At 54.3% G+C, this 26,193-nt stretch carries 28 protein-coding genes, 2 tRNA genes and 1 pseudogene; 14 read left to right on the top strand and 17 right to left on the bottom strand.

The features are described from left to right. The first annotated feature begins 80 nt into the window (after window positions 1-80). The 4 genes from cdhA to BP07_RS05060 are packed head-to-tail and all read left to right on the top strand — an operon-like array spanning window position 81 to window position 4,652. On the top strand, window positions 81-2,468 hold the full coding sequence (cdhA, locus tag BP07_RS05075; RefSeq protein WP_042686524.1) for a CO dehydrogenase/acetyl-CoA synthase complex subunit alpha: 2,388 nt from the start codon (window positions 81-83) through the stop codon (window positions 2,466-2,468). A 1-nt stretch (window position 2,469) separates the two neighbouring features. Beyond that, window positions 2,470-3,006 (top strand): CO dehydrogenase/acetyl-CoA synthase complex subunit epsilon, encoded by a 537-nt coding sequence (gene cdhB / locus BP07_RS05070; RefSeq protein ID WP_042686521.1) that lies wholly within the window; start codon window positions 2,470-2,472, stop codon window positions 3,004-3,006. Window positions 3,007-3,038: 32 nt separating this feature from the next. Next, window positions 3,039-4,466, top strand: coding sequence for a CO dehydrogenase/CO-methylating acetyl-CoA synthase complex subunit beta (gene cdhC, locus BP07_RS05065; RefSeq protein WP_042686519.1), 1,428 nt, complete (start codon window positions 3,039-3,041; stop codon window positions 4,464-4,466). A gap of 12 nt (window positions 4,467-4,478) precedes the next feature. After that, window positions 4,479-4,652: a preprotein translocase subunit Sec61beta gene (locus BP07_RS05060; protein WP_042686517.1), complete on the top strand. Its 174-nt coding sequence runs from the start codon at window positions 4,479-4,481 to the stop codon at window positions 4,650-4,652. On the opposite strand, the gene BP07_RS05055 is transcribed toward BP07_RS05060, so the two are convergent. Continuing rightward, window positions 4,608-5,252, bottom strand: coding sequence for an endonuclease III domain-containing protein (locus tag BP07_RS05055; protein ID WP_042686513.1), 645 nt, complete (start codon window positions 5,250-5,252; stop codon window positions 4,608-4,610). The two genes, BP07_RS05060 and BP07_RS05055, sit on opposite strands and share 45 nt — an antisense overlap. Before the next feature lie 239 nt (window positions 5,253-5,491). On the opposite strand from BP07_RS05055, the gene BP07_RS05050 reads away from it, so the two are divergent. From BP07_RS05050 to BP07_RS05025, 6 genes are all read left to right on the top strand, one after another. Further along, window positions 5,492-6,991 (top strand): acetyl-CoA carboxylase biotin carboxylase subunit, encoded by a 1,500-nt coding sequence (locus tag BP07_RS05050; protein WP_042686623.1) that lies wholly within the window; start codon window positions 5,492-5,494, stop codon window positions 6,989-6,991. An 18-nt stretch (window positions 6,992-7,009) separates the two neighbouring features. After that, on the top strand, window positions 7,010-8,212 hold the full coding sequence (locus tag BP07_RS05045) for an Nre family DNA repair protein (RefSeq protein WP_042686512.1): 1,203 nt from the start codon (window positions 7,010-7,012) through the stop codon (window positions 8,210-8,212). Window positions 8,213-8,363: 151 nt separating this feature from the next. Further along, complete coding sequence (locus tag BP07_RS05040) at window positions 8,364-8,540, top strand: MM0924 family protein (RefSeq protein WP_338045901.1); 177 nt, start codon at window positions 8,364-8,366, stop codon at window positions 8,538-8,540. Between the two features lie 194 nt (window positions 8,541-8,734). Next, window positions 8,735-8,819: transfer RNA gene (locus BP07_RS05035), tRNA-Leu, on the top strand. Between the two features lie 117 nt (window positions 8,820-8,936). Next, the gene (gene larB / locus BP07_RS05030) at window positions 8,937-9,713 is read left to right on the top strand and encodes a nickel pincer cofactor biosynthesis protein LarB (protein ID WP_042686507.1); all 777 of its coding nucleotides are present in this window, start codon (window positions 8,937-8,939) and stop codon (window positions 9,711-9,713) included. An 86-nt stretch (window positions 9,714-9,799) separates the two neighbouring features. Beyond that, window positions 9,800-9,884: transfer RNA gene (locus tag BP07_RS05025), tRNA-Leu, on the top strand. 196 nt (window positions 9,885-10,080) lie between these two features. On the opposite strand, the gene BP07_RS05020 is transcribed toward BP07_RS05025, so the two are convergent. From BP07_RS05020 to BP07_RS05005, 4 genes and pseudogenes are all read right to left on the bottom strand, one after another. Further along, window positions 10,081-11,292, bottom strand: coding sequence for an RNA-guided endonuclease InsQ/TnpB family protein (locus tag BP07_RS05020; protein ID WP_211247057.1), 1,212 nt, complete (start codon window positions 11,290-11,292; stop codon window positions 10,081-10,083). After that, window positions 11,273-11,599, bottom strand: a pseudogene (locus BP07_RS05015) (IS607 family transposase); the annotation flags it as partial. The gene BP07_RS05020 and the pseudogene BP07_RS05015, both read right to left, overlap by 20 nt. A gap of 125 nt (window positions 11,600-11,724) precedes the next feature. Then, window positions 11,725-13,065 (bottom strand): NTP transferase domain-containing protein, encoded by a 1,341-nt coding sequence (locus tag BP07_RS09145; RefSeq protein ID WP_042686504.1) that lies wholly within the window; start codon window positions 13,063-13,065, stop codon window positions 11,725-11,727. Between the two features lie 15 nt (window positions 13,066-13,080). After that, window positions 13,081-14,301 (bottom strand): inositol-3-phosphate synthase, encoded by a 1,221-nt coding sequence (locus BP07_RS05005; protein ID WP_245597058.1) that lies wholly within the window; start codon window positions 14,299-14,301, stop codon window positions 13,081-13,083. A 232-nt stretch (window positions 14,302-14,533) separates the two neighbouring features. Here BP07_RS05005 and BP07_RS08795 point away from each other — a divergent pair, with 232 nt between their 5' ends. Then, window positions 14,534-14,683, top strand: a complete 150-nt coding sequence (locus tag BP07_RS08795) for a hypothetical protein (RefSeq protein ID WP_157203092.1) — start codon at window positions 14,534-14,536, stop codon at window positions 14,681-14,683. Between the two features lie 28 nt (window positions 14,684-14,711). On the opposite strand, the gene BP07_RS05000 is transcribed toward BP07_RS08795, so the two are convergent. After that, window positions 14,712-15,509: a sulfite exporter TauE/SafE family protein gene (locus BP07_RS05000; RefSeq protein ID WP_042686502.1), complete on the bottom strand. Its 798-nt coding sequence runs from the start codon at window positions 15,507-15,509 to the stop codon at window positions 14,712-14,714. Between the two features lie 176 nt (window positions 15,510-15,685). Between BP07_RS05000 and BP07_RS04995 the strand changes: the two genes are divergently transcribed. Genes BP07_RS04995 through BP07_RS08380 form a run of 3 tightly spaced genes read left to right on the top strand, consistent with a single transcriptional unit; the run spans window position 15,686 to window position 18,118 of the window. Continuing rightward, entirely contained in the window at window positions 15,686-15,934 is a 249-nt protein-coding gene (locus BP07_RS04995; protein WP_084174119.1) for a thioredoxin family protein, read from the top strand. A 4-nt stretch (window positions 15,935-15,938) separates the two neighbouring features. Continuing rightward, window positions 15,939-17,126 (top strand): O-phospho-L-seryl-tRNA:Cys-tRNA synthase, encoded by a 1,188-nt coding sequence (pscS, locus tag BP07_RS04990; RefSeq protein WP_052353266.1) that lies wholly within the window; start codon window positions 15,939-15,941, stop codon window positions 17,124-17,126. After that, window positions 17,075-18,118 (top strand): DUF169 domain-containing protein, encoded by a 1,044-nt coding sequence (locus tag BP07_RS08380; RefSeq protein ID WP_052353265.1) that lies wholly within the window; start codon window positions 17,075-17,077, stop codon window positions 18,116-18,118. The genes pscS and BP07_RS08380 overlap by 52 nt, the downstream gene beginning before the upstream one ends. On the opposite strand, the gene BP07_RS04980 is transcribed toward BP07_RS08380, so the two are convergent. The 11 genes from BP07_RS04980 to BP07_RS04930 form a co-directional block, all read right to left on the bottom strand. Next, window positions 18,083-18,313 (bottom strand): sulfurtransferase TusA family protein, encoded by a 231-nt coding sequence (locus BP07_RS04980; RefSeq protein ID WP_042686498.1) that lies wholly within the window; start codon window positions 18,311-18,313, stop codon window positions 18,083-18,085. The two genes, BP07_RS08380 and BP07_RS04980, sit on opposite strands and share 36 nt — an antisense overlap. Further along, window positions 18,310-19,110 (bottom strand): HesA/MoeB/ThiF family protein, encoded by an 801-nt coding sequence (locus tag BP07_RS04975; RefSeq protein WP_042686497.1) that lies wholly within the window; start codon window positions 19,108-19,110, stop codon window positions 18,310-18,312. The genes BP07_RS04980 and BP07_RS04975 overlap by 4 nt, the downstream gene beginning before the upstream one ends. Before the next feature lie 2 nt (window positions 19,111-19,112). Continuing rightward, window positions 19,113-19,388 carry a ubiquitin-like small modifier protein 1 gene (locus BP07_RS04970; protein ID WP_169736246.1) on the bottom strand — a complete coding sequence of 92 codons (276 nt, stop codon included), beginning with the start codon at window positions 19,386-19,388 and terminating at the stop codon, window positions 19,113-19,115. Further along, a complete protein-coding gene (gene thrC / locus BP07_RS04965; protein ID WP_042686494.1) occupies window positions 19,376-20,593 on the bottom strand; it encodes a threonine synthase in 1,218 nt (405 codons plus the stop codon). The genes BP07_RS04970 and thrC overlap by 13 nt, the downstream gene beginning before the upstream one ends. Window positions 20,594-20,656: 63 nt before the next feature. After that, window positions 20,657-21,067 carry a DsrE/DsrF/DrsH-like family protein gene (locus tag BP07_RS04960; protein ID WP_042686492.1) on the bottom strand — a complete coding sequence of 137 codons (411 nt, stop codon included), beginning with the start codon at window positions 21,065-21,067 and terminating at the stop codon, window positions 20,657-20,659. Window positions 21,068-21,071: 4 nt separating this feature from the next. After that, window positions 21,072-21,302, bottom strand: a complete 231-nt coding sequence (locus BP07_RS04955; RefSeq protein ID WP_211247056.1) for a sulfurtransferase TusA family protein — start codon at window positions 21,300-21,302, stop codon at window positions 21,072-21,074. After that, complete coding sequence (gene sat / locus BP07_RS04950) at window positions 21,286-22,488, bottom strand: sulfate adenylyltransferase (protein WP_052353263.1); 1,203 nt, start codon at window positions 22,486-22,488, stop codon at window positions 21,286-21,288. The genes BP07_RS04955 and sat overlap by 17 nt, the downstream gene beginning before the upstream one ends. Further along, window positions 22,485-22,781, bottom strand: coding sequence for a 4Fe-4S binding protein (locus BP07_RS04945; RefSeq protein WP_042686489.1), 297 nt, complete (start codon window positions 22,779-22,781; stop codon window positions 22,485-22,487). Before BP07_RS04945 ends, sat begins: the two co-directional genes overlap by 4 nt. Beyond that, entirely contained in the window at window positions 22,781-24,400 is a 1,620-nt protein-coding gene (locus BP07_RS04940) for an FAD-binding protein (RefSeq protein ID WP_052353262.1), read from the bottom strand. The genes BP07_RS04945 and BP07_RS04940 overlap by 1 nt, the downstream gene beginning before the upstream one ends. After that, window positions 24,387-24,641 (bottom strand): sulfurtransferase TusA family protein, encoded by a 255-nt coding sequence (locus tag BP07_RS04935; RefSeq protein WP_052353261.1) that lies wholly within the window; start codon window positions 24,639-24,641, stop codon window positions 24,387-24,389. Before BP07_RS04935 ends, BP07_RS04940 begins: the two co-directional genes overlap by 14 nt. Beyond that, entirely contained in the window at window positions 24,642-26,072 is a 1,431-nt protein-coding gene (locus BP07_RS04930) for a nitrite/sulfite reductase (RefSeq protein WP_042686487.1), read from the bottom strand. Between the last annotated feature and the right edge of the window lie 121 nt (window positions 26,073-26,193).

The raw sequence follows: 26,193 nt of genomic DNA, 5'->3' as shown, positions 1-26,193 counted from the left end.
TCTTCTATAATGATATATCGTGATGGTCCGCCACAAGTCGTGGGCAGCGGGCAGCCGAGAAGAGGGAAAGGTGATTTGCGATGGATGAAGGCGTGTTCGAGATAAAGGGGCTGGAAAACGTAAAGATATACATCGGAGACATCGGAGACGTCTCTGAGGGAGAGGAGGAAGAATGGGAGCCAGAAGGTCCCACCATGAAGCCAGAGGTGCAAGACCTCAGGGAGTGGGACATGAGGCTACTCAAGAGATACAAACCAGTGTACAGCCCGACCGATGAGACATGCTCTTTCTGTACATATGGCCCATGCGACCTCTCTAAGGGGAAGGAGGGGGCATGCGGCATTGACCTTCGAACCCAGCAGGCAAGGCTGCTGCTGTTCACCGCCCTCATGGGCGCTGCCGCACATGCTGCCCATGGTCGCCACATCCTGCACTACCTCATCGAGCGCTACGGCAGGGACTTCGAGATAGAGGTGGGGCCAAGCGAGCTCAAGACCCCAAACATCAGCGTGGTGCTTGGCATCAAGCCAAGGACGCTCGGAGACCTCGAGGAGGCACTGGACTATGTGGAGGAGCAGCTGACCCAGCTTCTCGCCACGGTGCACACGGGACAGGAGGGCTCGTATCTCGACTTCGAGTCAAAGGCTCTGCACGCCGGGATGCTCGACCACGTGGGGATGGAGGTCGCGGACGTGGCACAGGTTGCAGCCCTCAACATGCCAAAGGCCGATGAGAACGCCCCACTCGTGGAGATTGGTATGGGCGTGATAGACACGACAAAGCCCGTGATAATGGTGGTGGGGCACAATGTGGCTGGCGTGTGGCACATCATGGACTACCTCGATTCTCACGACCTGACCGACAAGGTGGAGATGGGGGGCGTGTGCTGCACCGCCATCGACATGACGAGGTGTGACCCAAAGCGCAAGATAGTGGGCTCGCTCTCCCAGCAGCTCAAGTACATTCGAACGGGCATACCAGACGTGATTGTGGTGGACGAGCAGTGCATAAGAACCGATATGGTTGACGAGGCGAGCAAGCTCCACATCCCCGTGATTTCCACAAACGCCAAGGTGCTCTACGGGCTTCCCAACCGCACGGATGACCCAGTGGACGACATCGTGGACGATCTCGTGTCTGGAAGGGAAAAGGGCGTAATCATGCTGGACTTCGACAAGCTCGGAGAGCTGGTTGCAAAGACCGCCCTCGAGATTGCCCCCATCCGCAGGGAGAAGGGATACACCGCCATCCCAACGGACGAGGAGCTGAAGTGCATGGTGGAGGAGTGCGTGGGCTGTGGGGCATGCCAGATACAGTGCCCGCAGGGGCTTTCCCTCCCAGAGGCATTCGCCCTCGCCAAGAATGGAGACCTGAGCATGCTGGAGCAGCTCTGGGACGAGTGCGTGGGCTGTGGCAGATGCGAGCACGAGTGCCCCAAGGACATACGCATCCTGGACGTTCTTCAGAAGGCCGCCAGAAAGAAAATCTACGAGGACAAGAGCGTGATGCGGGCTGGAAGGGGGCAGATAAGCGACCCAGAGATTCGGGAGGAGGGAAGGAACCTCGTGCTCGGCGTGACGCCCGGGGCGGTCGCCATTGTGGGATGCCCCAACTTCCCAAGGGGCGCAAGGGAGTTGTATGAGGTGGCAGAGGAGCTTCTCCAGCGCTCGTACATCGTGATTGTGAGTGGGTGCTCCGCGATGGAGATTGCCAGATTCAAGGACGATGAGGGCAAGAGCCTCTACGAGCGGTACCCTGCCCGCTTCATCAAGGGCAACCTGCTGAACACGGGCTCGTGCGTGTCCAACTCCTCAATCACAGCCGCCCTGATGAAGGTCGCCACGATATTCGCGAAGAAGCAGGCGAGGGGCAACTATGAGGAGATTGCGGACTACATCCTCAACCGAGTGGGAGCCGTGGGCGTGGCATGGGGTGCATACTCCCAGAAGGCTCAGTCCATAGGGCTGGGGTGCGTGAGGCTGGGCATCCCCGTTATTGTGGGTCCGCATGGGGTGAAGTACCGCCGTGCCTTCATAGGCCATCCCCACAGAAAGGAGGAGTGGCAGATATACGATGCCAGAAACGGAGAGGCCCTGTGGTGTGAGCCAGCGCCAGAGCACCTGATGCTCACCGCCGACACCAAGGAGGAGATGCTGCCGCTCATTGCCAAGCTGTGCATCCGACCATCCGACAACAACCTCGGAAGGATGATCAAGCTCACCCACTACATCGAGCTCTCTGAGAAGTACCTGGGAAAGCTGCCAGACGACTGGCACCTCTTTGTCAGAAGCGAGGCAGACCTTCCCCTCGCCATGAAGGACAGGCTGCTCAAAGTGCTCGAGGAGGAGCATGGATGGAGGATAGACTGGGAGAAGAAGAAAATCATAGAGGGGCCCGCGAAGAAGATGGACGTGTCGTGCCAGCCCACCATTGTGCCAAGGCTGGTAAAGAGCAAGAGAGGTGAGTGAGATGGCAGAGGCGAAGGCAAAATTGGACACCACGAGGCGTGCCGTTCCCTTTGACAAGGCCGACACGGGCACTGTGAAGGCCGCAAAGGCGGTGCCCCCACAGGTAATTGCCAAGACACTCTCGAAGGCTGCTCGGCCCCTGCTGGTGGTGGGCTCCAACCTGACGGATGCCCAGTATGACAGGGTGGCAAAGATTGCATCCAAGATGGCAGGGGTGGCGGCCACGGGCAGCTCTCTCAGACCCCTGCTCGAGCGGGGTGTTAATGCCACGTACGTGAACCTTCACGCCCTCTGTGGCTACCTCACGGACGAGGTATGGAGTGGGCTCGATGGCAACGGCAGATATGATGTGTGCGTGTTCGTGGGGCACATCTACTACCACGCCTCGCCCCTCATCAGGGGGCTTGCCAACTTCTCAGATGTGAAGGTGGTGTGCATTGACAGATACTACTATCCAGCAGCGGACCTCACGTTCGGCAACCTGTCCGAGGAGGACTTCGAGAGAGCACTGGATGCAGTTATAGAGGCAATGGAGTAAGAGTTATCAACGTATGTGTGGAGGGGTTTGCAATGTCTGACGAGTTTCCGTTCGAAATCTCCCCGATGTTCGAGGGAGAGAGGGTGCGCAAGGACGACATGTTCGTGGAGCTTGCGGGACCAAAGAGCATAGGCTTTGAGCTGGTGCGTGTAGCCCAGATGGACGAAATCGAGGATGGCAAGTTCACCCTCGTGGGTCCAGACATCAAGGACATGGAGGAGGGTGGAAGATATCCATACGCAATGATATACCGCATAGCGGGAGAGCAGGTGGAGACAGACCTCGAGGCAATCGTGGAGAGGCGAAACCACGACTTCCAGAACTACATTCAGGGCTACATGCACCTCAACCAGAGGTACGACATCTGGGTCCGCATCCACAAGGACATGATCAAGCGGGGGCTTTCCTCGCTGGAGCAGATTGCCAAGGCAACCATGATGCTGTTCAAGAGCGAGCTTCCCTTCATAGAGAAGATTGAAGCCATCTACATCACCGACGAGGAAAAGGTGAGGGAGGAGCTGGACAGGGCGATGGAGGTGTATCAGGCAAGGGACGAGCGCACCCGCAACCTGCACGACGAGGATGTGGACGTGTTCTATGGGTGCACCCTGTGCCAGTCCTTTGCCCCCACCAACGTGTGTGTGATCACGCCCGACAGGATATCGCTGTGCGGCGCCATCAACTGGTTCGATGGCAGGGCTGCTGCCAAGGTGGACCCAGAGGGTCCCCAGTTCCCCATTCCCAAGGGAGAGTGCATCGACGAGGTGGGTGGAGAGTACACGGGAGTGAACGAGAAGGCAGTGGAGCTATCTGGGGGGGAGTACAGCCGCATAAAGCTGCACTCCTTCTTCGAGTACCCCCACACCTCCTGTGGATGCTTCGAGGTGGTGGGATTCTACATGCCAGAGGTGGATGGCATAGGCTGGGTGGACAGGGACTTCGATGGCATTGCACCCAATGGCCTGCCCTTCTCCACGATGGCTGGTCAGACTGGCGGTGGAAAGCAGGTTGTGGGCTTCCTCGGCATTGGCATCAACTACCTCCGCTCACCCAAGTTCATACAGGCAGATGGAGGATGGAAGCGCACCGTGTGGCTCACCAAGAGACTGAAGGACAAGGTGTACGATGACATCCCGGAGGACATCAGGGATGCCATACCCACGGAAGAGGAGGTCTCAGACCTCGAATCGCTAAAGCAATACCTCATGGAGCACAACCACCCCGTTGTTGAGAGGTGGGAAAAGCCAGAGGAGGAGGTCTCCGAGGGGCCCTCTGAGGAGGCAGTGCAGCCAGCTCCACAGGGAGGCATGCAGGTGTCAATGACACCAATGCAGCTTCCCTCGGGCTTTGCCCCCGTGGTGCCACAGGGCAGCTCTGGTGGGAGGATAAAGATAACCTTCAAGAACGCCGTCATCAAGATAGGCAAGGTGGAGCTAAAAGAGGAGAAAAAGAGAGATTGAGGAGGCATACGAATGGCAAAAAAGAAGCAGAGCGGTGCCGGGCTGATATCCTCTGCAGGCCTCATGCGCTATATGGAGGCAGAGGAGACGAGGCTCAAGATAGACCCCAAGACTGTGCTGGCAATCGGCATTGCCACGGGGTTAGGGGTGCTCGCCCTCGACTTTCAGTTCGGGCTTTGGCCATGAGGGGATGGGGCACTCCCCACACCTCTTTTTATTACACCACTGCTTTCCGAATGCCACGATGAGGGCATGAAACTCCTTGTACAGCTCCACATCTCTTGGAAGGTTTGCCTCGAACAGACGCTGTAGCTCATGGTAGGTGCCCCTCACACCCATGCACGAGAGCATCCGCCTGGTGTATGCATCTATTACGAACACGGGCTTTTCGGCTGCGTAGAGCACGATGCTGTCCGCAGTCTCGTACCCCACGCCCTCCACGCCGAGCAACATATTCCTGAGTTGCTCCCCTGACATCGCATACAGCCGCTGCTCACCCACGTCAACCACGAACTTGGCAAGGGCTTTAAGGCGCTTTGTCTTCTGGTTGTAAAAGCCCGTGCACCTTATACACTCCCTTATCGTCCCATCGTCCGCATTTGAGAGTGCAGCGGGGCTCAATAGCCCCCTCGCCTTTAAGCACCCGATTGCCCTCTCCACATTCTCCCATCTCGTCTGCTGGGTGAGAACCGCTCCCACCATTACCTCGAAGGGCGTCTCAGCTGGCCACCATCCCTGGGGACCAAACATCTCCTCCAGCATCACATACAGGGAGTACACGCTCATCGGGAGCCGTTCAGACGTTCCAGCTTAAAAAGGGTTGTGAGGTGTATGGGAGGTCGAAGCCCTGCATCGACAATAATGGGTGGACTGGGCACAGAAGGCACTATTCTCCGGACACATGCCACACTTGGCCTTCACGATACAGCACGTTCCACCACCCTGCTACGCCAGAGGGCTCGAGCCCTGTGAGTGAAGGCAAGTGCCCACAAAAGCTTAAAATCTCATGCACTAAAAGCAGAATGATGTTCAACAAAGTGCTCGTTGCCAACAGGGGAGAAATTGCCATAAGGATTATGAGGGCATGCAGGGAACTCGGAGTACGGTCTGTAGCCGTATACTCCGATGCTGACAGAAACGCCCTGTTTGCCAAGTATGCCGACGAGGCATATCCGATAGGCGAATCGCCGCCCACCAAGAGCTACCTGAACATCGAGAGGATTCTCGATGTGGCAAGAAAGGCCGAATGTGAGGCAATACATCCCGGATATGGGTTTCTTGCAGAGAACGCCGCATTCGCAAGGGCGTGTGAACAGGAGGGTATCGTTTTCATAGGGCCATCGAGCCACTCGATAGAGCAGATGGGCAGCAAGATTGGCTCAAAGAACATCATGAAGCGAGCGGGGATACCTGTGATTCCCGGGTTCGATGAGCCCCTCGAGAGTGCACAACACGCAAGGCAGGTGGCAGAGGAGATAGGTTATCCCGTGATCCTCAAGGCGTCCGCTGGTGGTGGGGGAATGGGAATGCAGATCGTAAAGGACTCATCCGAGATAGAGGGCGCCTTCGAGAGGGCAAAAAGCGTGGCAATGTCTGCATTTGGAGATGCCACCATATTCATGGAGAAGTATCTGCTCGAGCCAAGGCACATAGAGTTTCAGGTGCTGGGCGACCTCAAGGGCAACATCGTGCACCTGAACGAGAGAGAGTGCTCCATCCAGAGGCGCCATCAGAAGCTCATCGAGGAGACACCCTCGCCCCTGATGACCCCAGAGCTGAGGGAGGAGATGGGCAGGGTGGCAAAGAAGGTGGCACGGAGAATAAACTACCACAACGCCGGAACGGTGGAGTTCGTATACTCACGGGGCAACTTCTACTTCCTCGAAATGAACACCCGCATACAGGTGGAGCACCCCATCACTGAGATGACGACGGGGATAGACATAGTAAAAGAGCAGTTCAAAATAGCGGCGGGTGAGCCCATCAGCTTCTCACAGGAGGACGTGCACATCCATGGACATGCGATAGAGTGCAGAATAAACGCCGAGGACCCGCTCAACGACTTTAGACCCACCCCCTCCAAGATCAGAAGGTACCGCTCGCCCGGAGGTCCCGGGGTGAGGGTGGAGAGCGGTGTACACATGGGCTATGAGATACCGCCCTACTACGACTCCATGATATCCAAGCTCAGCGTGTGGGGCAGAACGAGAGAGGAGGCAATCAGCCGAATGGAGAGGGCGCTGTACGAGTATGTCATCGTGGGCGTGCTCACCAACATCCCATTCCATAAGGCCGTGATGAGGAACGAGCGGTTCCGCTCTGGCGACTACAACACCCACTTCATAGAGCAGTGGGACTTCGTCCCAGAGGTGAAGGAGATCATACGGGCCGAGAAGGAGAAGGGAGACAGTCTCGCCTCTGCCTTCGGGCTTGAGGACAAGAAGCTCGCGGCCATCACCACTGCCGTTGCCGCCTACTCCCATAGCCTAATCGCAGGTGAGCGGCAAAACAGGGGACAACGATAAAAGCCATATACTCGATTGATGGGTGTGAGTCGCTGTGTTCAGTGCAAGGGCAAGGGGCTATGTGGCAGGGCAGTGTGCCCCATACTCGCAAGATTTGCCCATGCCAAAAAAATAGAGGGGCGGCTCTCCTCAACGCTGTACGGTTCCACACCTCCCTCCTTCTTTGTGGGACACACGGGATATCCCACGGTGCTTGCAGGCCCCCTGCTGCCCCCAAATGTGCATGGGGATGAAGCACACCTGTACGATGACCCAGATGCGTGGATGCGCATGGGAATGGACGAGGTGGTGGGCTACAGGGCGTCCATGGTGCGCTCCAGAACAAGAACCCATGTGATGGAGGGCAGGCACTCCCGTCTGATGGATGCGGCCCGCGAGTGTGCCCTCTCAAGCACGCCAGTGGACTCTGAGGTCCAGCTCGAAAAGCCGCCAAGGGTGGAGCTGAGGTTTGACAGCGTGCTCATGCCCATGGGACCATCGGGCACCCTGACTAGGCTGGAGGTGGTGGACAACCCCAACGTTCCCGCGAAGGTGGAGGCGCTCGTGGGGGACACGGACGCCACCGCCACCTGTGCCGCCATGGAGCTATTCGATGCAGGCATCCCTCAGGAGTACATCACCCGCATACTCTCCGCTGGGCTTCTGGGAAGGAAGAGAAGGCTCGTGCCCACCAGATGGGCAATCACCGCCACTGATGACATGCTGGCAAAGGAACTCATACAGAGGGTGCGGTACTATGCACCCGTGGAGGAGTACATGGTGCACTCCGCCGAGAGGTTTGGCAACCACTTCGAAGTGCTGCTGCTTCCCAAGCCCTACATGTACGAGCTCGTGGAGATATGGATGAAAAACACGCTGTGGTCGCCTGAGGGAGATATTATCTGGGACGGAGAGGGTACAAAGAAGAGGGGATACTCCCCGCTTGGAGGGGGATATTATGCAGCCCGCATCAGCGTGCTCGAGCACCTCTCCCAGCTGAAAAGGCAGGCTGCCGTGTTCGTGGTGAGGGAGGTGTACCCCTCATACTGGGCACCTCTTGGCTCATGGGTCATCAAGAAGACAGTACGTGAGGCACTCCTAAGACCCCCAGAGCGGTTTGAGAGCTTCGAGGAGGCAATCGCCAGCATGGCACGCAGGCTCAGAACCCCAAGGGAGAGATGGCTCAGAAGAGATATGCGGGTGATGAATACCCTCACCCAGAGAAGCGTCTTCGAGTATTAGCAACCCCATGCTTTTTTAGTTTAATATTTGTAGTAAAACAAGCTTACTCTATAATCTAATTTCTGACTAAAGTTTAGTTTAGATAGATTATAAAGATTTTTAAAAAAGTTTATAAATAATGGAGGCACATTTCTGATTGGAGGTGATAGATGTGCAATCGTTCATTGTGAAGCACTACTACCAGAAGGAAGTGGACGTGTACTGCGGGACACAGGATGTGTTCAGTGGCAAGGTGGCTGCATGTGCAGACGGTGTGCTCACCCTCGAAAAGGATGGAAAGTACACCCACGTCGCGGTTAACAAGATAATAGCCATGTGGGAGAAGTGATTGCCCTCTTAAGAAGTGATTGCCCTTTTTTATTATTTTCCATGGGTGACCCTTCACTTCACCAGCAATTCTTGGCTGGGTGATGGTGTGCTCCAATGAGTGCGCCACACAAGCACCACACAAGCACCACACAAGCACCACACAAAAAAGCTTATATGTGTTGACCACGGGAATTCGCACTGTTTCCCTTTTGTGCGGGGGTTGCCCAGCCAGGTCAAAGGCGCAAGGTTGAGGGCCTTGTCTCGTAGGAGTTCGTGAGTTCAAATCTCACCCCCCGCATACGCAACATCCAAATGAGATGCGAGAAAGGCTACACCAAGAAGGGCAACTCAACATGCCTCCTTAAGTAGTCATGGAGGCGTTAAGAGAGGTACGAAGCTGTGGAGAGTAGTGCCCATGGACGAGGCAAGGCTAAAGAGCATCCTTGGGATGTTCAAGAGGGGTGAGATCGCCGACGAGGATGTACTGAACCTGCTGAGGCACCTTCCATATCTGGACCTGGGGTTCGCCAAGCTCGATACCCACAGGTCCCTTAGGAGAGGGATGGAAGAGGTAATATTCTGCAGGGGAAAGACGAAAGAGCAGGTAAGAGGCATCGCAAGGGCTCTATCTGATGCCGAGGGCAACATCGTGTTCACCCATGTGGAAAGGGAGCTGTTCGATGTCATCAGAGAGGAGCTTCCCGACGCCCAGTACTACGAGCAGGCGAGAATAGCGGCTTCAGTGAGAAGAGTTGCCACCGAGAGAAGAGAGGGCATAACCATCGTCACAGGTGGGACCTCAGACATCGGGGTGGCAGAGGAGGCTGCAGTGATTGCCGAGCTGCTGGGCAACAGGGTTGAGAGAGTATACGATGTGGGCGTTGCGGGGCTCCACAGGCTGATACCCCACATCGACCTTTTGGGGCGCTCCAACGTCATAATAGCGGTTGCAGGCATGGAGGGTGCGCTGGTCACAGTGGTGGCTGGCCTCACATCGTGTCCCGTGATTGCCGTGCCCACCAGCGTGGGCTACGGGGCAAACCTTGGGGGCTTCTCCACATTGCTGGCGATGCTCAACTGCTGTGTGCCAGGAGTGAGCGTGGTGAACATAGACAACGGCTTTGGAGCTGGGGTGATGGCCCACATGATAAACAGCCTGGCATACAGGAGACGCAATGAGAGCGATGACTGATGGGGTGAGTACATACCACACAAACGAGCCATGAGAATCCTTATATTCATTGAGGATATGGGTTGTGCTGTGCGGTGTCCGGTTGTGCGGGGGTTGCCCAGCCAGGTCAAAGGCGCAAGGTTGAGGGCCTTGTCTCGTAGGAGTTCGTGAGTTCAAATCTCACCCCCCGCATTATTGTTGAATTGGAGAGGGATGCTCGATGTGGTGATTCACAATGGCTTAGTAAAGCCGGCAAAATAGCGCATTAAGGGGTGTGGCTTAGCCACACCCCATTAATCCACTCACGTCGGCTTTTTACAAAAGCCGGCAAAATAGCGCATTAAGGGGGATGGCACAGCCATCCCCCATAATCCACTCACGTGCCAGCTTAGTTAAGCTGGATGACACTCATCACGCGTGGGAGGTGTTGCTTACTGTTGATTACTATGCAACATTGCAGAGACCGTTCTGGTTGTCCGTAACTTTTGTAAAGGGTGTAAATCTCGTTACGACTAACCTTCCAGCTCAAGGCTCTCAAACGAATATTCCAAGAGCCGATAACGTCCCTATCAGCCTCAAAACCACACTCACATTTCAAAACCCTATGCCCATTCGGGCTTAACTTCACCCCACATATCGGGCATAGGGACGAAGTGAAAGCAGGATTAACGAAAACGACACTAACACCCTTCAACTTAGCCTTGTATTCAATGATTGACTGAAGCTTCATAAAACTCCACCGGTGAAGTCTGCCGTTCATCTCAGCAGAGTACCTTATCGAGCTTCTAATCTCGCTCAAGTCCTCCAGAGCGATACCGCCATACTTCTCCGCCATTTCAACAATCTTGTTAGCCAGCTTGTGGTACAACTCATTAAGTTTATTCCTCTCCCGCTCGCCATACTTTTCCAACAGTCTTTTCCTCTTTTTACCAGCCTTGAGCTTTTTCTGAATCTTCCGCCTCTTCACGAAGTAGCCCGTTCTAATCTCCTTCTCGTGGGTAATTATCTGCACGAATTCACCGTTCAGAAGGCTTAGCGTAACGTTGTTCTCGTTCAAGTCCACTCCGATGAAGGCTTTTGGTTCTCTCAACTCGATTTCTTTCGAGAAAACAACGTTGATGAAAATTCCCTTTGATGTTTTTACTAACCACGCTTGGCCGACCTTCCAGTCCTTGAACCGCTCGTGGTATTTCGCCGGGTAGAATTCTAACGCAATTCTGCCTTTTGGCGTTGAGAGTTTCACCATTCCAGCCTCAAGGTCGAGCCTGAAGAGGTGGTCATCCAGCATTATGACTTCTTTCTTAAAAACGGGTTTACCGCTGGCTTTTCCCTTCCGCTCTCTCTTGCGGTAGCTCTTGAAAATGGTCGTAGCCATTTGGCAGGCAGTGTAAACGTAGTGGCTCGGCAGTTCTGGATATTCTCTTCTAAGGCTCTTGTAAGTCTCTTTTTTAAGCCGGTAAAAGCTTGTAACCTTGTTCTCGAAAGCGTAAGTTATGAGGTAGTTCACAATCTCCCGGCAGGTAGAGAAGAGTTCATCTAACCCTTCGGGGAGGTTTTTCAGTTTGAATTTTGCAGTTAGTTTAATCGTCTCGGAGGGCATTCTTTATCGCCTCAATGAGGCGTTTTTTCTTATGAGAACGCATTCCGTAGAGCTTTCCAGCGAAGGAAGTTACGATGGCTAAAAGGTCTTCTACAAGTTCTTTTTCCGGCGTTTTCTCTTCATCGTCGAAGATAACTTCAATCTCGACGCTGTGGGAGCTGAAGTATTGTTCGAGGTAGTGGAAGCCAAAGCAGGTTAGTCTGTCTCGATAAGTTATCACAACTTTGGTTATCTCTCCGCTCTCGATGAGTTTAAAAAGCTGTTTTAAGCCTTTCCTGTTCTCGTTCAGGCCAGAAGAAACGTCCGTGTTCTTATGAGTGTGGGTTTGCTGATGCCTAAGAGTTGTGAAGCTTCTCCTGTACGATAAAGCCGCATACCACACTTCGCCAAAACAAATTATGAAACAAAAATACCTAAACTTTACGATTTTAACTATCTATGAAACAGCCCCCTAAGGCGGACAAGGCTGACCACGACACCCGTGTGTGTCAGAAGACCTATCGAGAGCATCGTGAGGAGAATGACCCCTGTGCTCAGGGTCTCTGCACCACCACTGGTGGAGAGGTATCCGATGCACTGAGAGAGCAGGGCTCCGACCATTATTATGAAGAGCCTCACGTCTCTTCCAGCAAAGGGTACCCTGATCCCTGTTTGATGCCATGTATAGCTGAAAAGTACCGAGCCTGTTACCGCAAGGAAGAACGCCGCCACTCCCTTCCAGTCCAGACCATATGCCCACAGCATGCCCAACAATATGAACACATCCACATACCTGTCGGTTACCGCATCGAAAACCCCCCCAAACCGGGTTTTCATGCTTTTGAGTCTGGCAAGCTCGCCATCACAACCATCCACTACAGAACACACCTGCGCCATCACACCTCCAAGAAGGACATTTCCCGAGAAGAAAATCGCCGAAGATAACAGCCCTATGGAAAACGAAAGAATCGTGAGGTGGTTGGGTGTGATGGAGTCGAACCTTGAGAGCTGTTCGGTAAGTCTTGTGGATAGCCTCCTGTTCAGATGTCTGGAGATACACCCATCATCGGCCTTCTGCAACCCGGACTTCAGTAGCCTTTTCGCCTGCGCGGCATCCTCTGGAGTGTCTATATCTATCCAGAAATCGTCAACACATACATAGCTCAGCTTTCCATCCTTCGCAACTTCGTTCATAACACTGTAAAGCTGTATTTCGTCATTATTTATTAAATTTACAATATAATCGAAGATACCTTTTTTACAGATGAAAAAACCCGTATCGTAGTAGTCGTATCTTTTCAGTTCCTTTCCGATCTCCACGACCCTATCGTCATCCACCCTTACCTTGGTCGCCTCCTCTGGGCTCGTGCATTCCCTGCTCACGAAGACGATGGTGGAGTACGTCTCAGAGCTCTCATCCTCACTGCAGCTGCCAGAAATGGCCTCAGTAAGGATCTCGAAGAAGCCATCAGCATAGTAGTGGTCAGACATCAGGAGAACAAAATCCTCGTCTATCCTCTCTCTGGCGAGAAAGAGGCTGTATCCATTCCCCTTTTTTGGTAAGGAGTTGTGTATTAGACCGATACTGGGGAACTTGGACCTCAGAAACTCCCCAACCTCATCTGAGTGGTAAACGACCACAATATCAGAGGAGGAAAAGCCATATGCCAACAGCTTCCTTAGTGTGTGCTCAATCAGCGGGATACCAAAGAGCTTAAGGAGAGGTTTTGGAGTGTGTATCTCTCTCCCGGACATTCGCTTCCCTATGCCTGCGGCCAGTATCAACACCTTCATGTCTTCCACACCCAGTCAGTCAGCCAGTTCTGAGTACCATCCCTTGAGCATCTCGTACTGGGCATGGGTATTTACAATGCGGGTATCCATGGGACTCTTGAAGAAGAAGGCGAGCTCCTTTATCACTCCCCTACACCCCTTACTCTTTGCGAAGAGCATGAACCTCGCAAGGTCTATCACGAGGGGGGCCGCTACAATGGCATCGATGGCATCCCATATGAAGTACATCTTCATCGTGGTACCGAGGAAACCTTTGAAGTGTATGAAATCGAACGCTGTCTTGTTATCAACAAGACTCGGGAAATAGTCTATTTCTGTGATGGTGTGCGGGGGATATCCCAGCATCTTCTCAAGCACCGCATCTTTGCTCTTCACTTTACTCTGCTTGTTATCCGAATGACTGAGCACCACGCCATCGTAGTCGCCAAGGATGTTGTAGCCCATCCATCCGAGAACTTTGAGGTTACGATATGAGAACATCGGAGCGAGTGTTGTCTTTACAAGGGTTTCACCAGTCTTGCCATCATTCCCAGCATGAGGTACCCCCATCTCCTCAGCGAGCTGCCTGAGTGCGGGAATGTTTGAGCCTGTGCTTGGTGTGAAGTTTACATATGGCAGCCCGTTCTTCAGGGCGGCATAGGCATACAGCATGCTTGCACTCACACACTCCCTCACATCTTCGTCGAGCATCGTTTCAAACCTGTCCAGCGTTTCGTGGTACTTGGGCTCATACCCCACCATGGGCTCAGTGGATGCCAGGTTTATGACGACCGTCTCTCGGTCAGAGAACCTCGCCATGTCGTCCAACAGCCTCTCGACTATCTCCCTCAGGGTGAGCCCCTCATCCTCGAGGGTCTGGAGCCCCACCGAAACACCGCCTTGTGATTTCTCGACCTTCAGCGAGTGGGAGAGCTCCTTTATACCGCTTCCACAGTTCAACGCAGTCCCCTTGGCGGCCTTCACTTTCCTGAGGTCTTGTGCAGCTGCCTCTAAGAGCCCACCATCAAAGTGCCTGTTGTGTTCCCAGTGCTCGAGAGTGGCCTCGTATGCACTTGGCAGACTTCTTATATCGTGTCCACCAAACTCAAACCTGAGGGGAGTGCACTTTCTAACCTCTTCGAAGATGGGGAGCTCAGAGACCAGCCCCGTGGTGTCCGAGAGAGACCCATTCTCAATGGCTTTTGCACCCAGCATCGCAGTAGTAGAGACGATTCCATAAGCACCCACCAACCACATCTTCACACTACCACCTCCAGAATTCTTCTAAGTCAAAATGTTTCACCCAGACTAAGACATCGTGATGGTGAAACAGAAACCTCAATTCATTCTCTTTCGTGCACTTACATTAAAAAGCTTTTTGCAGTTCTCTGGGCTGTGCGAGCCGTCATGGGGTGTTGATTACCGGGTCAACATTACGAAGTAAGCAACATTTGCAAAAGCCAGAGCATGAACGCTTAAAAACAAACGCATGCATACACTTCGCGCTATACCACCACTGCTTCTAATGAGCGAGGATGGGAGCTGGGCAGTTGTGCAGCAGCGCATGTGGGTGCTGCAGAGGGCGTACGAGCTCCAGCCCTCATGTGGGGTACAAAGGCGAGCTGGAAGGACGCCGTGAAGTACACATTCAGCCATGGGGGAAATAACTAAGGAGAAAGCAGGACTCCCAACCATTCCCCAAGAAGCACGATGCCCGCAAGCATCAACACCAGAATCAGAACCACCCTCAAAGGTGCCAAGGGTATCCTTGAGTTCAAAGAGACCCCCATATATGCGCCGGGAATGGTTCCGGCTATGAGTAATAGGGCAATTCCATAGTCCACATAGCCAAACCAGAGGTGAGTCAGGCTCCCGATCGTGGTGAGCAAAAACCCATGGAACAGGTCGGTGCCCACAATTCTCTTGGGGGAAAGCGCCGTAAAGCCAAGGAGAAAGAACAGCACGAGGGTGCCACTGCCCACCGAGGTGAACTGCACCAAAAACCCAACTGTAACACCCACTGTTATTAGCTTCCAAACGCTGGGAAGGCTCACACTGTGCGGCTCACGGGCATGGAACTCCTCCCCCCTTACCACGCGGATGAGCATGAGTATGGATATAATAACCAGTACAACTCCAAGGGCGAGCGAGGTGTACTTATTCAGCAAATCCTCACCAAATGCACCCCCACCAAACCCTATTAAATATCCTCCCAGCACACTTCCCGGAATGCTTCCCCCAAGCAGACTGCCCACGAGCCTCTGGTCTATATTTCGCCTCCTCATGTGCAGCAGAGAGCTCAGGGCTTTGGTGGCTGTGGCATAGAGCAGGTCAGTGCCCACGGCTACGCTGGCCGGTATCCCAAAGAATATGAGGGCTGGGGTCATGAGAGCTCCTCCACCCATTCCCGTCATGCCCACCAGCGTCCCTATCAAGAAGCCAAGAAGCACAAAGATTATGTCCATCTGCCCAACCTACCCATACACTTCTTAATGCGTATTAGTTATGTTTTGTTCACTTGACATAAACTATAACGTATATAGTTAGTATTTAATCTTATTTATTCTGACAATTTTCCACGACCATAACAAAAATGCCCATTTAGAATAATTTATATACTACACAACGCCACTACCCCCACATGATAGTGGAGATGGTGTACCAGCCATCGTGCGGTGCATGTGCCCTTGTCAGAGAGGTGCTGCTCACGAGACTTCCAGCACACATACACTTCAGAGAGATCAACGCCGAGAGCCCAGAGGGAGAGAGCTTCATTGAGAGATACGGAATCGTCTCCACACCCGCAGTGCTCGTCGATGGAAAGCTGCTCGCAGAGGGGATTACAGGAAGAAAAGAAATGGAGAGAGTACTCGAGTTGATTGGGGTGTAAAGGGTTGAGGTTCGAAAGATACCACCCAGACAATCTGAAGCGACCCTCCTCTGGATACATCAACATCCATCCCATACAGAGAGGTGGCATTCTCACACCAGAGGCCAGAAAAGTGCTGCTCGAGTGGGCAGATGGGTATTCTGTGTGTGACCTGTGCTTTGAAGGGAGGGTGGACACCATAAAGAAGCCCCCAATTGTAGAGTTCAAACAGGATGTCGCAGAGTTTCTGGGGATGGATGATGTCAGGTTCACGGCAGGTGCAAGGCACGCCATGTTCGTGGTGATGAGCGCATTTGAAAGGGGGGAGGTGGTGGTACTGGATAGCCTTGCCCACTACACCTCATATCTCGCAGCCGAGCTATCGGGGTTGAAGGTGGTGGAGGTGCCAAATACGGGCTACCCTGAGTTCAAGGTGGACCCGGAGGCGTATGCCATGACCTTTGAGAGGGTCAGAGAGGAGTACGGGAAGATGCCAGCCCTTGCCCTGCTGACCCACGTGGATTACAGGTATGGGAACGTTGCTGATGCCAAGGCAGTGGGTAGGGTGTGCGAAGACTACGAGATTCCCCTTTTGCTGAACACGGCATACAGCTCTGGAGTCATGCCAGTGGATGGCAGAAAGCTCAGGGCCACGTTCGTCGTGGGAAGTGGACACAAGAGCTGGGCTGCCACGGCACCGATGGGCATCCTTGCAACCACCTACGAGTTCTGTGAAGGTTTGTTCAGGAAGTCCAAGATCAGGGGAGAATGGAGTGGAAGGGGCTTCTTTAAAAAGGAGGTTCCGCTATTCGGGTGTGCTCCAGTGTATGGGCTTCCCCTCATAACCCTCATGGCATCCTTCCCGCGAGTGGTGGAGCGGGTGATGCACTGGGACGAGGAGGTCGAGAAGGCGAGGTACTTCGTCGCCCAGATGGAGAAGATTGTAGGAGTGCACCAGATTGGCATGCGACCAACCGAGCACACACTGAACAACTTCGAAACGCTTCCCTTTCATAGCATTGCCAAAAAGCACAAGAGAGGGGGGTATTTCCTGTATAGTGAGCTGAAGAAGAGGGGAGTTGTGGGTGTATATCCGGGAATGACCAAAAGCTTTAAGGTAAACACCTATGGACTCACCAATGAGGAGCTGGAGAAGGTGATATGGGCATTCAGGGACATAGCAGAGAAGAGCGGGCTCGAGATAGAGAGCTAAACGTTCAAAGGTTCAGGAGGTTCTTCGAGCTTCCACACCACATCGTGGGTGTCAGGCTCCTAACCAAGCCATTAGAGGGGTGTGGAAAACGGATGCGCTACTGTGAGGGTGTGAGAAGGAGCGCCCTCTATGGGGAGAAGCTGGTACTCACCGAGAGAGAGCTGACATGTGGGGGAGCAGAGGTTGCGCTTGGTTTCTCAAAGCCATTGTTTGGGGAGGCAAGGCTATCGGGGACGAAGGGTGTGCTCCTCTCACCCCTCCAGAAAATGGATGAGGCCGATGTGGTGCTCATCGTGGCAACCCCCTCCAGAATCATGAGGATTGCAGAACTCTACTCCAAGATAGAGGGGCCCATAGAGGCGAGCTTCAGTGGGGATGCTGCCGTGTGTGGCGAGGCCACTGCCACCCCCTTTATAGAGGGCACTCCCAATCTCTCGATGCTGTGCAGCGGGGCAAGGTTCTTTGCAGGATACAGAGAGAACGAGGTGGTGCTCGGAATGCCCCTTGAAGTCTTCGAGAGGCTATCAGCCACCATCGTGGAGGACTCGATTACGAGAGCGCTGTGTGGCTGCCTGATGGACGATATCCCAAAGCCGCTCGTGGACAAGCTCGTGAGCATGGGGTTTGAGAAGGCAACTGACCATTTCATGGGCTACTTTGGCAACAGCATCGTGAGGCTTCATGTGCTAAAGGACGATGATATGAGTGAGTTTTCTCTGCATCTACCCGTGAGGTTTGGAAGTGAGGAGGAGGCTAAAAGAGCCATTGAGAGTGCAACTGGAATGGAAATTAATCTCAGAAGGAGAGAGAACTGGGTGGACATAGCCCTCGTGGTGAGCATGCACGAGCCCCTCCATAGGGCATGCAGAAAGGAGTACTTTGAGGAGGAGATAAAGAGGGCAATAGAGGGGATGTTGGAGGCAGAAAGAAAGCTCAGGAAGGCAGTGCTGAAGAGGTCATCTTCTCAAGACCAGCCTCCAAACACCGCGTGATAGCTCACTTATCTCGAGCACCTCCCCATCCTCCATCTGTACGCTCCTTGGCAAATCCACGAGGGCAGGCTCGTGGTCGATGAGAACCTCGAGTACCTCACCCTTCTCCATCTGCTCGAGGGCAAGCCTCGTCAGCACAAACGTAAGGGGGCAAACCTCGCCTCTCAAATCGAGCAATTGAGTTCCCTCACTCATTCAAGCTCACACCCCTGTTGAGCATACTGCTCCAGATGGATGTCGAACGCTCCTTCGTCAGAGCACACGGGGCACTGTGGGTTCCTGTGCACAACCACCTCATCGATGTCCATGGTGAGCAGGTCGAGGTGAAGAAGTCTGCCAACCAACGTGTTCCCTGTGCCAAGGAGGAGCTTTATGGCTTCTGCCGCCTGAAGGCTTCCAAGCACGCTGGTGGTGATGCCAAGCACGCCTGCCTCCTGACAAGTGGGCATGGCCCCCCTCGGGGGCGGACTGGGAAATATGCACCTATAGCAGTGCCCCCTTCCTGGCACAATGGTTGTGAGCATCCCCTCCAGCCTGAGTACTGAGGCGTGCACCAGTGGCTTATCCTCGAGCACACACACATCGTTGATGAGATACCGTGTGGGGAAGTTGTCTGTACAGTCCAGCACCACATCATACTCCGATACCAGTGTCCTCGCATTCTCGGGGGTCAGGGCACATGGGTACGCTTCCACGGCCACGTCCTCATTGAGCTGCTCCACGAAGTGGTGAGCAGAGAGAGCCTTGTTGAGGCCCAAGCGACCAGCATGAATGGTCTGCCTGTGCAGGTTGGTGATGTCCACGAGGTCCCCATCCACAATGCCCAGCCTGCCCACACCAGCTCCCGCAAGGCACTGGATTGCTGGGCTTCCGAGCCCTCCTGCTCCCACGACGAGCACGGAGGATTTCAGCAGTCTTTGCTGGCCCTCGCCCCCCACCTCTGGGACGAGTATCTGCCTTGAGTACCTCTTTATCTGCTCTCGACTGAGCACCTCTATCCCCCCGAAACCGCAGGAAGAAATGTGACCTCATCCCCGTCCTCGAGTCTGGTATCAAGACCAGCGAGGTGGTGGACGCTCTCACCGTTTACGAACACATTCACAAACTCGTTTAACCCTTCATTGTTAATCACCCTTTGAGCGAAGGATGCTCCATACCTTTCGCTCAGGTGCTCTATCAACTCCCTCAGGGTAATGTCCTCAATATCGAGCTTCACCCTTCTTTCCCCTGTGAGCTGAGCGAGCACAGAGGTGAACTTCACGCGCAGCACGATATCACCTCCTCGACCTCCTCGATGCGCCCATCTATCCTTATTGGCTCTGAAAGGTGGGGCACCAGTGCCTCTGGGGTCTTCAGCCCATTGCCCGTGAGGTATGCCACCACCACCTCGTCCTCGTCGATGCGCCCTCCATCAACCAGCCGTTTTAGGGCGGCGATGGTGATGCCTCCAGCAAGCTCTGTAAACACACCTTCCGTGCTCGCGAGCAGTTTTATGGCCTCAATCGCCTCGAGGTCAGAGGGGTCCTCAGCATAACCTCCGCTCTGCTCGACCACCTTCTTGGCAAACGTGCCATCTGCTGGGTTCCCGATGGCAAGACTGTGCACGAGGGTGCTCCAGCTTCGTATGGGCTCCACCTTTGTGTGCTCCTTGATAGCCCTCGCCACAGGAAAACCCTCTGGCTGAGCGGCATTGAACTTGACCGAGGCTTCCTCCACCAATCCCACCTGCTCCAGCTCGGCAAAGCCCCTGTGGATGGCACACAACAGTGCACCAGATGCCACGGGCACGACCACTTGGTCGGGGACTGTCCATCCAAGACGCTCTGCAGCCTCATATGCGAGGGTCTTGCTGCCCTCGGCATAATATGGTCTGAGGTTTATGTTCACAAAACCCCAGTCATCCCTCTCCTCGGCACACTCAGTGGCAAGCCTGTTGGCGTCGTCATATGTGCCATCCACCTCTATGATGTGGGCTCCGTGAACCAGCGCCTGCGTGAGCTTGCCCTTCTCGAGCCCTTTTGGGATAAATACGTATGCGGGAAGATTCGCCACTGCTGCATGAGCAGCGAGACTTCCAGCAAGATTGCCCGTGGAGGCGCACCCAACGGCGGTCATCCCAAACTCCAGTGCCTTGCTCACGGCAACCGATACCACCCTGTCCTTGAAGGAGTATGTGGGGTTGGTAGAATCGTCTATGAGGTACAGCTGCCTCAGCCCCAGCGCATTCCCCAACCTCTTGGCATGAATAAACCTCGTGAATCCCGCTCCAAGGTCAACAACCTCTCCATCCACTGGCAATAGCTGCCTGTATCTCCAAATGCTGGGTGGACCCCGAGCTATCGTTTCTCTCGATATCTCAATGTCATCCCATTCATACCTCGGCTCAAGTGGCCCAAAGCACTCAAAGCACGTGTATAGCGGCTCTGGAGGGTAATCTGCACCACAGTTCCTGCACACAAGTCCCATTACGCTCATGGGGATTACATCCCCTATACCTCTATATATATTTTTTGAATGAGGATTATTACTAATCTTATATCAGACGAATATCACGGGCGGCTTTGCCTTTGCAAAGAAAGCGGATAGCTCACTAACCGAGCTCACCCACTCCGGAAGCTCATCCTCCGATATTCCCAGAATCTGCATACTCCCCGAACATGCCATCACCTCAAAGCTGCCAGAGCGGGTATCCATGACCTCGCTAAGCTCCCTTCCAAGGGCAGCCATATACTCGAGGGGCTTTATCTCACCCTCCAAAAGCGCTCTCCTTATGAGCTCGTTCTTATGGGCATCTCCGCACTCCACATCATCGGGATGTCTCAGCCTCTCAAGCGCCCAGTAGGAAAAAAACATCACCACATCCTCACCCATGGCCACGTTGAGTGCTGCTATGCTCATTGCGTGGTAAATCTTGTCCCACTCTCCACTGTGTACGATTATTCCTACCATATGCTCACCTTCTTCTCAGATAGATGTAATACGAGCCCTCTTCTGCATACCACCCCACGAGCTCGCCCTCCTCCTTAAGCTCGCGTGGTATGGTCTCAGCAGAACGGGGATTGGTCACCCTCACTCTCAGCACCTCGCCCCTGCCCATCTGTAGAAGGGCGACTTTGGTTTTGAGCGTGGGAACTGGACACGCTGCACCTCCAAGGTCAAGCTCGAGGTCAAACTCTATACTCACATGGTTTTTCCCCACGTTCATCCACCTCTACAAACGGGTTTTCTATCCCCAAGAGGGCTCTTGCCACCTCCTCCCGAAGCATCTCATGGGGCACAATGCCCCTCGTGAGCTGCTGCCTGATGCTCGTGCCGCTGAACTTTATGTGTGCCTGCTCATCATGGGGGCATATGTCCTCACTCACCACGCCCCCACACCTCTTGCAGTAAAACATCGCCTTGAAGAACAGGGGCACTATTCCAAGGTCTGGGTACTGCTTAAAGACTTCCTGCGCCTCATAGGGCTTGTAGTAATCCCCCACCCCCGCATGGTCCCTTCCCACGATGAAGTGGGTGCACCCAAAGTTCTTTCTCACAATGGCGTGGAACACTGCCTCCCTTGGCCCAGCATACCTCATCTCGGTCTTCCAGATGCCAAGAAGCGTCCTGTGTTTGGGGTAGTATGCAGACAGCAGAGCCTCATAACCCGCAAGAATCGCCTCATCCGTGAAGTCACCTCCCTTCTTTCTGCCTATCACGGGATTTACAAAGAGGCCGCTTTTCCCATTATAGAGTGTGTCGAGCACCATCAGCGCGCTCTTTTGCACAAACTCGTGGCCAAGATGAGGCGCATTTCTTGTCTGAAATCCGACGACGTGCTGCCACCCCATCTTCCTTATGTGCTCTCGAGTCTCCCTGGGTGTGAGGTCATACTTCGGGAACCGAGCATCCACAGTCTGTATGAACGATATCTTCCCGCCCACGAGCACATCCTTGAGACTCAGCACCTTGCATACGCCCGGATGGCAGTGGTCCATGGTACAAAAGACCCTCTGGGCATACTCCTTGCGGTCATACCTATATATCTCCTCGACCTCGAGGAGACCCACGGGCACGCCCTGGTGCTCAAGTAAAGCTGTGTCCGCCTCCCTCACATCCTGCTTTCTGAGCTGCTCCTCATCCACATCCAGCACAATGGGTATCGTCCAGGGGACCCCATCTGGAAGTCTGCCACTTCTGACCACGGATATGAACTCCTCTGAGCACATGAAGCCATCGAGTGGGCTGTACACACCAGTCCCTATGTTCTCCATATCGAGGGCGGCATCCCTCGATATCGAGAGCCTCGGAACCCCCGCCAGCTCTGAGAGCACGGAAGGCGGGGACAGCCTCTCGACCAGCCTTCCACCATGGGGTCCTACCTCCTTCATCTCACCACCTGAAACCTGTACTCCTCAATTGGCTTTCCGCTCTCGAGTATCTGAAACACGACATCCTTCCCCTCGTGCCATGCCCTCATCTCAAACCTCTGGGAGCCTATGTGCTCTGGAAGGGTGAGAGAGAGGGCATGGGTGGGGCACTCCTTGACGCACGCAAGGCAGTGCCAGCACCTACCCACCTCCATCACCTCTGGGTAATCCTCCACCACGATGACGTTGGAGGGGCACACCATGGCACACTTCCCACAACGAGTGCACACGTCCCTCTCGACTCTGAGTGGCATCACGCCATCCCCCCTGACCTCGTGAACAGCTCAAAGCCTCTCCTCCACACGGAGTTCACAAACCTCACATCACTGCTTATTTCTGGATAATCAGCCCTCATCTGAAATCCCTGCATCCTGGTCTCTCTTCGATATAACATGTGCCTGACCACTGCCTCGGCGAGCCACAGCCTGTCCCTTACCTCATGGCACCAGAGAAGCTCCTTTGGAGATGAGGCACCCATCCTCTCGCTCTTAAGGCCCTGGATGTCCCTGAGGGCTCGTTTCAGGCTCTGCTCAGTGGAGTAGTAGAACCTGCTCATGCCTCCTGCATTGTAGTCCATGGTGTGCTGAAGCTGCCTCTCTACGCTGAGGGGCGATACTCCATCGTGCTCAAGAGGGCGGAGATACTGCTCAAACGTTTCCTCCACCACCCCCATCTCTGGGGAAGGCGCCCCATGGGTCTGCTCAGCGATTGCACGCGCTGCAATCACACCTTCTGCAAGCGCTCCGCCCACGTGACTGAGCGGGACACCGCCAGCTGCATCGCCCGCTGCATACAGGCCTCTGAGAGTGGTTCTCCTGTCGGTATCTATCCAGTACCCAGCGATGGTGTGGCTTCCAGTGATATAGGGCTCAGTGCCCTGCACCTCGAGGGGTTCTGTGGTGATGTCTATGCCGCGTGCCGCAAGGAACAGCGCAAACAAGGGCCATCCGTTAAGGTAAAGCAGTTTCAGCTTCTCAGCCTGCTCTCTCGTGAGGCCCCTCGTGTCTATGCACACTGGAAACCTCCCCTCCATCACCTCTCTCGTGGGTGCATACAGCCTGAGGGAAATTGGGGCACTCTCACCCCCCACATTGGCATATCTCGTCTTCATGAACTGCTCTCCTCTGGCATTTATGAGGGGAGCCTTGAAGCCCACTGCAGTAATGCCAATGGGAGCGTTCACATCCTTCAGGCGCAGTGGAATGAAACGGACCTCCAGAGACGTCATCTCGGCACCCGCCCTAATTCCAAGGGAATATCCACTTCCCACATTGCCTGGCGGATACCACGATACTGAGTAAGGTCTATACAGCCCACTCGCCCCTCCGGTGGCCACCAGCACGCTCTTTGCCCTCACAAAGTATGGCTCTGCTGTACTCACATCAAGGGCGTACACCCCACACACGGCATCCTCCACATGTACATCGAGGGCATACACCCCCTCGAGTATCGTATCTGCATGCTCCATCGCCATCTTGGCGAGTGTGGGCTTTATGTATTCCCCACGTACCCGCACACCCCACCTTCCCTGCCTTGCAGGCTTCCCATTTTCTCTCTCCATGTACAGCCCGTATTCCTCAAGAATGGAGACCGCATACGGGGTGTGCTCAATCATGGTGAGAGCGAGGTCATCGCGAACAAGCCCCATTCCCTGAAACCTCACCCACTCCACAAAATCCTCTGGTCTCTCGCCCTCGTGGAGGTATGTGTATATTGCATTCACACCCGGGGCAAGGCAGCCTCCCCTCTTAAGGCTGGACCTTTCGAGCACTGTGATGTGAAGGTGAGGATTTGCCCTCCTGAGTTCGAGAGCTGCCATGCATCCCGCTGTCCCACCGCCTATGATTGCCACATCGGTGTCAATGATGTCCATCAATCCTCACCACTATTCTGAATATACCCCCTTCTTTTTCCACTTCCACACGATACCCTCTCTCCCGAAGCACCATGGGTATATCCCTCGCAGAAGGAGGGTTGTTCGTGATTACCACCAGCGTACCCTTGCCCACCTTGCCCAACGCCATCTCAGTAAAGAGCTGGGGAAATGGGCACACGCTGTCCCTGACGTCCAGCTCAAAGCGGCCATCCTCTACCATCCTCAACTTCAACTCCATCTAATCACCTTTCTCTACTTCGACTGTGCGTGCAATGTGCTCCAGCATATCCTCAAAGCCATCGTACCCCCCTTCTCTGTACTGCTCCACGAGCTCACGCACGGCATCCACGCACTGGGCTGGGGTGAGCCCTGTGGCCACTCGCCTTCCCATTCTGCCCATACCCAAACGCCCGCCTACGAAAAGGTCATACGTGGAGCCCCGTCCCATAAAGCCTATGGGGGCGAGCTGGTGGGCGCAGCAGCCGTTCTGGCATCCACTCACGAACACTCTCGTGTGCACACCCTCTCTCTCCAGCAACCCCACCACCCGTCTCATTAGTTCCTTGGCATGGACCTCCCTCGTCTTACCACAAAAGTCGCTCGCACATCCAATCGAGGTGTAGTATGAGGGGGTAACGTCTTTCCACAGCCCTCTGGCCCATAAAGCCCCTCTTAGGGCATCTGGCTCATCCACATCCACGAAAGTGATGTTCTGAGAGGGTGTCAGCCTGAGTTCACCACTGCCATACTGCTCTGATAGGGCGGCAATGGTCTCAAGCTGCTCAGCCGATGTAACCCCTCCGGGCAGTGGCAGGGTGAGGTAGTGTCTTCCATCGTCCTGAATGCCCTCCCCCTCGTGCACATTGGAGGAGAGCGCTGGCATCTCGGCAATCTCCTCGAGGGGGCCCACCTCACTCTCGAGATGAGTCCTTATCCTCGACAGCCCCCATGTGTCCACGAGATACTTGAACCTCGCCTTGGACTTGCTCTCCCTGCATCCTCTGTCCCGATGCAGCCTAACAAGGCTAAGTGCAACGTCAAACACCTTATCCTCTGGCACAAACACCCCCATGGGCTCTGCGATGCGGGGGCCAGGCTCAGTCTTTCCAGCCCCACCACCGACCATGAGGGCATATCCCTCCTCCCCCTCATGGTTCACGCCCACAAACGACAGGTCATTTATCTCTACCCTCACGCAGTCAGTGCCGCACGCCGTGAATGCCATCTTGAACTTCTTTGGCATATCCAAAAACTCCCGATTGCCAGAGAAGAAGCGTGTGAGCTCAATTGCATGATTGTGGACACCTCTACCCACCTTCCCAGATAGTGGGCAGACCACTACGTTCCTCACATCTCCATGGCCAGCACCAGAAAATGCCTGCCCACACATATCTGTGGTAAATCCCAGCTCGTCCATCCTCGAAAAAAGCTTCAGGGCGTCGTCTGCCTCTATCCAGTGGAGCTGTATGTCCTGCCTGTCGGTAATCTCGGCATAGCCCCTTCCAAACTCCCGCGAGAGTTCAGCCACCCCTCTGAGCCTATCTGCACTCAGTATACCGGCTGGAACCTTGAGCCTGACAAAGTGAAGAGAGCCCATTCCGCTATCCCTTCCAAGCGAGAACCTCCCAATGAACCTCGCATACTCCCCCACATCTAGTGATATGTCCATCAAACCACCCCTTCCAACTCATACCCCCTGATAATTAAAATTAACGATGTTAACAACAGAAGGTTATCCATCTGTTTGAGGTGAGCCTTGCTCTCTCGAGAGGTGGTGTGTCCTCACGTAA

The organism is Methermicoccus shengliensis DSM 18856, assembly GCF_000711905.1.
Lineage (GTDB): Archaea > Halobacteriota > Methanosarcinia > DSM-18856 > Methermicoccaceae > Methermicoccus > Methermicoccus shengliensis.
Note: the sequence above shows the minus strand (reverse complement) of the source record. Positions and strands in the feature narration are given on the sequence as shown.